The sequence below is a fragment of the Thermococcus sp. genome (genome assembly GCF_027066465.1).
Taxonomy (GTDB): Archaea; Methanobacteriota_B; Thermococci; order Thermococcales; family Thermococcaceae; genus Thermococcus.
Map to the genome: position 1 here is coordinate 1 of NZ_JAMONU010000197.1, position 5,571 is coordinate 5,571.

The 5,571-nt window shown below is 54.9% G+C and carries 8 protein-coding genes; 3 read left to right on the forward strand and 5 right to left on the reverse strand.

Annotated features, from left to right (window positions below; translation table 11 throughout):
• On the forward strand, positions 1 to 1,513 hold a 1,513-nt coding region (locus MVK46_RS09725; RefSeq protein WP_367182650.1), incomplete at its 5' end, for a hypothetical protein.
• Positions 1,514 to 1,579: 66 nt separating this feature from the next.
• Entirely contained in the window at positions 1,580 to 1,930 is a 351-nt protein-coding gene (locus MVK46_RS09730; protein WP_297536478.1) for a carboxymuconolactone decarboxylase family protein, read from the forward strand.
• Position 1,931: 1 nt separating this feature from the next.
• Here MVK46_RS09730 and MVK46_RS09735 read toward each other — a convergent pair whose 3' ends face one another.
• Positions 1,932 to 2,267 carry a nascent polypeptide-associated complex protein gene (locus MVK46_RS09735; protein ID WP_297536479.1) on the reverse strand — a complete coding sequence of 112 codons (336 nt, stop codon included), beginning with the start codon at positions 2,265 to 2,267 and terminating at the stop codon, positions 1,932 to 1,934.
• A gap of 95 nt (positions 2,268 to 2,362) precedes the next feature.
• On the opposite strand from MVK46_RS09735, the gene MVK46_RS09740 reads away from it, so the two are divergent.
• The gene (locus MVK46_RS09740) at positions 2,363 to 2,560 is read left to right on the forward strand and encodes a hypothetical protein (protein ID WP_297536480.1); all 198 of its coding nucleotides are present in this window, start codon (positions 2,363 to 2,365) and stop codon (positions 2,558 to 2,560) included.
• Here the strand turns inward: MVK46_RS09740 and MVK46_RS09745 are convergent.
• The 4 genes from MVK46_RS09745 to MVK46_RS09760 all read right to left on the reverse strand — a co-directional run.
• The gene (locus MVK46_RS09745) at positions 2,557 to 3,684 is read right to left on the reverse strand and encodes a cation:proton antiporter (RefSeq protein ID WP_297536481.1); all 1,128 of its coding nucleotides are present in this window, start codon (positions 3,682 to 3,684) and stop codon (positions 2,557 to 2,559) included. The genes MVK46_RS09740 and MVK46_RS09745 overlap by 4 nt on opposite strands.
• A 6-nt stretch (positions 3,685 to 3,690) precedes the next feature.
• Complete coding sequence (locus MVK46_RS09750) at positions 3,691 to 4,152, reverse strand: CBS domain-containing protein (RefSeq protein WP_297536482.1); 462 nt, start codon at positions 4,150 to 4,152, stop codon at positions 3,691 to 3,693.
• 22 nt (positions 4,153 to 4,174) lie between these two features.
• Positions 4,175 to 5,191 carry a tetratricopeptide repeat protein gene (locus tag MVK46_RS09755; protein ID WP_297536483.1) on the reverse strand — a complete coding sequence of 339 codons (1,017 nt, stop codon included), beginning with the start codon at positions 5,189 to 5,191 and terminating at the stop codon, positions 4,175 to 4,177.
• Positions 5,179 to 5,571, reverse strand: a 393-nt coding sequence (locus tag MVK46_RS09760; RefSeq protein ID WP_297536484.1) for a protein O6-alkylguanine-DNA alkyltransferase domain-containing protein, incomplete at its 5' end; no start/stop codon positions are given. The genes MVK46_RS09755 and MVK46_RS09760, both read right to left, overlap by 13 nt.

The window sequence follows — 5,571 nt, forward strand, 5'->3', positions numbered from 1 at the left end:
CCTTGTGCTAAAGGGTGGCGACATAATAGTGGACAGGGAGGGCATAAAGAAGGACCTTCTCTCGTGGCATCTCAAAGAGGTGCGGGCTTTGGCTGAGGAACACGATAAGGTCTTCGACGTCCTCGTTGGACTCCTCGACGACGAGAACCCCCATGTCAGGGCAAACGTTCTTCAGGTTCTCATGGACATGCTGGAGGAGGGGAAGCTCTCTGGGGGGAGGCTCTCGAGGGTTCTCGATGCCGTTCTTGAACGCGTCAAAGACGACGATGAGAGGGTCGCGCTCAAGGCTTTAGAGCTGGTTAACGCGCTTCTCGAGAGAGGTGAGCTGAGCGAAGAGCAGTACGAGAGGATTACGGAAACACTCAAGGGGGTTTTGAAGTCGGGCCTGCCCGTCCTCACGGAGTACGCCGCGGAGGGACTCGGAAAGCTCGGCGCAAAGGTCGCGGAAATAGCGTACAGGATAATCCGCTGGCTGTTCTCCCTCATCGGGTCAAGCAAGAAGAGGGAAGTTCAGAGTGCAGCGATAACAGCTCTCACCGAACTCGCCAGCAGGACCGACGACTCGAAGGCCCTGAACGAGATATTCGAGGGCGTCACAGAACTTTTAGCTCATCCCGACCCCTACATAGTGGAGCGCGCCCTGTACTCCATAGAGAGAATGCTCGCCAGGGAGGATGAAATAACGACGAGGAACAAGCTCAAGGCCATCGGCATGATTAAAGAGCTGAAAGGCGACGTTAAGGTCGGCATGAAGGCATCACAGGTTCTTGAGAAGCTCGAGAAGACGACGACTCTCTACGAAACCTCCGGAGAAGAAGTTCAGAAACAGCTTGACGTTTCCAAGTACAGCATAGACGACGTTGAGAAGCTCCTGGACGCTGGAAAAACGGAGATTGTGGCCGAGATGGCAAAGCTTGACCCCCACATTCTTGAAAAAGTCCTCAACATGCTCGAGAGCGACGACTACAGCAGGAGAATGGACGCCCTCTGGATTGTGGCAAGGCTGACGAGCCACTTAACCCCGAGCGACGCCTACAGGATTCTGCCGGTTCTCGCCGAGTTCCTCAAGAGCAAGAACACATGGGCAAGGGAAACCGCAGCTAAGGTTCTCGCCGACATATACGCCCTCTATCCAGGGACGTCCAAGTTCTTCGCTTCACTCCTCGACGTCCTTCTCCGCTCGAAGAACGAGAGGGACGTTGAAGGGGCGCTCGAGCTTCTCGTAAGACTGGCGGACAGGATTAAGACCGACGAAATGCTCTCCGGTCTGCTGAAGCTCGTTCTGAGGTTGCTCGACGATGAGAGGACGAGGGGGGTAACCCTGCGCACCCTGGCGAGGGAAGCCCAGAAGCTTCTCGAACTCGAAACCGAGAGCCTGTTCGCCCTTGAGGACAAGCTTAAGGAAATCTACGGAAAGGAAGGGGGCAAGTACGACGAGATAATAGCCGGCCTGATAGACGTTATTGAGGACATCGTGAAAATGAGGAACAAGGGCATAATGCTGAACCCGTAGTTAGAAACGTTTCGTTCGGGAAAGGACTTTAAGACCCCTCTCCTATTTCCCTAAGAGGTGGTCTCCATGGAGTTCAACGAAGTCGAGGTCAAACTTAAGGAGATTGAGGAGCTTCTTGACAAGCTCGGGAAGGAGCACCCGAAGGAGATAGCGGCCTTCTCCCGCTTCCTCAGGGAAACCCTCGACAACAAGGCCCTTACCACCAGAGAAAAAGAGCTTATAGCGCTCGCCCTCGGAATTGCCCAGGGCTGTGAGTGGTGCATATACCTCCACACGAGGAAGGCCCTTGAGGCGGGGGCAAAGCCCGAGGAGCTTATCGAGGCGGGTCTCGTCGCAGTTCTCATGGCCGGCGGCCCGGCGCTGATGCACCTGATACCCCTCGTGAAGGCCATAGAGGCCTTCAAAAAGGAGGAGTGAGTCAGCCCTCGGTGAGCTTCAGTATTGCCTCCGCTATGTCCCCTTTTGTTTCTTTCAATGCTTTGAGCGCGGTTTCCCTATCAACACCTGCCTGCTCCATGACCAGCTCGATGTCCTCGTCCGGAATCTCAACGACCTCCCTGACTTCCTCGCTTCCGGGGATAATCTGATAGGTCTTCTCACCCTGGACGACCATGACGGTAACGACCGGGTCCTTGAGGACTATTTCCCTGCCCTCAAGCTTAAGAACGACTTCCTTAACACCCTCCAGCTCTTCCATCTTTATGCCGAACTGCTTCATGAGCTTCTTCATCTGCCTCGGGTTCATACCCATCATGCCAACCACCGGCCTTGATTCTCTTCCCCTCTTAAAAAAGTTGGCAGGGACAAACGGTTAATAGGAGTTCAGCTAGTTTTAGTTAGGTGAGCGAAGTGTCCCCGGCTCCAGACGGGACAACCCCTCCCCCAAACCTCACATGGAACAAGGTCGTCATTATGTTTTTGGTCTCGGTTGCCAGTGCGGTTGCGATGTACTTCCTTGTGAGCCTGATGGAGCGCCGTATAGAGGAGAAGGAGAAAGAACTTGAAGAGGAGCTTGAGGAAGAGGAGGAAGTCGGGAGGGTCTATTAATCCCTAAAGGCCAGCTTGAGAAGGGGTGGGGTAACCAGCGTGCTCGTGAATATCATCAGGACTATCACAAGGTAGGCGTCGCTTCCCACTATACCGGCTTTCATCGCTATAGCTAACATCGCAAGCTCGACACCCATCCTCGGAATCATCCCAACGCCGACGCGGAGGGCTTCCCTCGGCCTCATTCCACCTATCAAAGCCCCAATTCCACAGCCCACAACCTTGCTGACTATGGCCCCAACGCTGAAGAGAACCGCGAACAGACCCACGCTCCCCATGTCCCTGACGGGTATGTTCATTCCCACATCGACGAAGAACAGCGGGACGAAGACGGAGTGGGCTATTATCCTTGAGTGCTCGAAAATCGGCTTCCTGAACTCGGTCTCGCTCAGGGCAAGGCCGAGCAGGTAAGCTCCCAAAATCGAGGCGAGGTTCATGTGCTCGGCGAGGTATGCAAAGGCAAAGAGGGCCGCCATCGAGAGCGTAACCGTCGAATCCGCGAATCCTATCCTGACGACCTTTCTGAGGGCGTAGTCGAGGACCCTCGGCATGACAAAGACCATGACCGCTATGAAGACGCCCACCTTAACGAGGATTTCAACGAGGCTCAGAACGCTGACGCCGCTAGACACAAGCGACGAAATGACGACCGTTAGGACTATTATGCCGAGTATATCGTCAACTATGGCAGCGGTGAGTATAGTGGTGCCCTCCCTGCTCTTCAGCCTTCCCATCTCCATGAGAACCCTAACGGTTAAGCTGACGCTCGTCGGGGTTGTTAACGCGCCGTAGAGGAGCGCCCGGTCGAAGCCTTTAAACGGGTACGTCACGGCAAAGCCGACGGCGAAGGCAACTATAACCCCAACTACGGCCACCGAAAAACCGCTCTTACCGGCTTCTCTAAGCTCCTCAACGCTGCTCTCAAGACCCGCCAGAAAGAGGAGCATAAGGACGCCTATCATGGAAATGTCCTTCACTTCCTCAGTCGGCGGAAAGACCAAACCGAGGAGGATTCCTCCGACTATCTGGCCGAGAACTATGGGCTGTCCAATCCTTGAGAAGAGCCATCCGAACGTTTCCGCAGTTAAAAGCATCAGAGCGAGGTAGAGGATTAGCTCAATCAACTCCCCTCACCGCGCGAAGACCCTGAGCAGACGGATAACGCTCTGAGCCGAGAAGGTTCCGACGACTTTCTTTTTCTCCACCACCGGAAACTGCCTCACGCCGGTTTCGAGCATCATACTCAAAGCGTAGCCGAGCGTATCGTTCGGAGAGAGCGTTATCGGCCGGGGGTTCATTATCTCCCTTACAGGCCTGTCCCAGTCGAAGTGGGCCTCCCTGAGGGCGTCTATGCCGACGAGAACGTAATCAGATGGAGGAAGAAGGAGGTTTATTATCTCGTCTATGGATATGAAGCCGAGCAGCTTTCCGGAGTCGTCGGTTACGACGGCGCAGGTTCTGTGCTCAAGTCCCTTGATGAGGTCTTCAATCCTGTCGTCCGGTTTGAGGCGGAGGAACTTCTCCTCCATCGCGAGCCTTATGGGCATCTTGGAGAGCTTCGCTATGTTCAGCTTCGGCTTCTCCTCGTCCAAGAAAACACCCCCAAAGGTAAAGTCAAACGGGGAAGTGCGAGGTTTCTTCGTTGGCCTTGATGATTCTCTGCCTGTACTCCTCGTACTTCTTCCTGGCTTCCTCCGCCTTCTCCTTCTCACCGAGGTACTCATAGGCTTCAGCAACGTGCTTCCACCACATCGGGTCCTTTTCGGCTTCCTTGATGCAGTAGTCGAGGAACTTCTGGTAGGCCTCGCGGGCCAACTCCTCCCTGCCGAGCTTCCTCGCTATGTTGCCGACGTCCTCCCAGAATACACCTTCCTCCTCGGCTTCCTTGATGTAGTACTCAAGGGCCTTCTCCCAGGCTTCTTTCGCTTTTTCCTCGTTTCCAAGCTCCTCGTAAAGCTTCGCAACATCCTCCCAGAACCAAGGCTCCTCCTCCGCGTAGCGTTCGAGCGCCTTGACGGCCCTCTCCATGTTCCCGGCCTTCTTCCAGTACTCGTGGGCCTCCCTGAGGTAGTAGGTGTCCTTCTCCTTCTCGTAGAGCCTCTCGTAAAGCTCAGCGGCCTTTTCATACCTACCGGCCTTTTCGTAGGCCCAGGCGGCGCTCTCAAGCCAGCCGAGCTTGAGGTACATCTCAGCGGCTTTTTCGTAGTTTCCGGCCTTTTCGTACTTTCTCGCGGCGGCCCTGTACTTGCCCATCTTTTCAAGCTTTTCAGCGTTTCTGAAGCGGTCGGCTATGCTCAGCTCAGGCTCGCTTATGTACCAGATTCCAAAGAGGAAGAGCGCAACGAAGAATATGACTATCCCGCAGACAACCTTCAGCCTCTGCCACGTAATCACGAGGTAGGAGCCGTAGCCTGCAACCGCAGTCAAAACTGCCAGAACGGTGCCGTATTTCCAGCTCTCAGCGTAGAGCGTCAGAACCGTGAAGAAGAGGAGCAGCAACGTTAGGAGCACGAGACCTATTGTCAGAACCACCTGGAGGAGCTTGAGCCAGCCCCACTCGTACACTATGAAGCCCGCTACTGCCAAAACCGCAATCAGGAAGCCGGTTATATAGGCCTTCAGCTTGTCCATTCCTTCACCCCCTCAAGTTCGAGCAGGAACTTCTTTTCTTCAATCCCAGAGCTGTAGTAGCCTATGCCGTCGCTCGCCACAACCCTGTGGCAGGGGACGATTATTGGATACGGGTTCCTCTTCATCGCCCCACCGATGGCTCTCGGCGACGTTCCCAAGGCCTTTGCAAGGCTACCGTAGGTTATGACGGCCCCTCTTTTAACGTTTTTCGTGAGCCATTCGTAAACTCGCCTCTCAAAGGGCGTTACGCCCTCGAAGGAGAGCTCGGGTAAAGCCCATTCGTTATCAAGCTCGCCTACGAGGACACGATAGACAAGCCCGGTGTAGTTGCTCGGCTGGACGTCAAGGGAAACGGCAACGTTTCTCCCCCGCAGGAACCC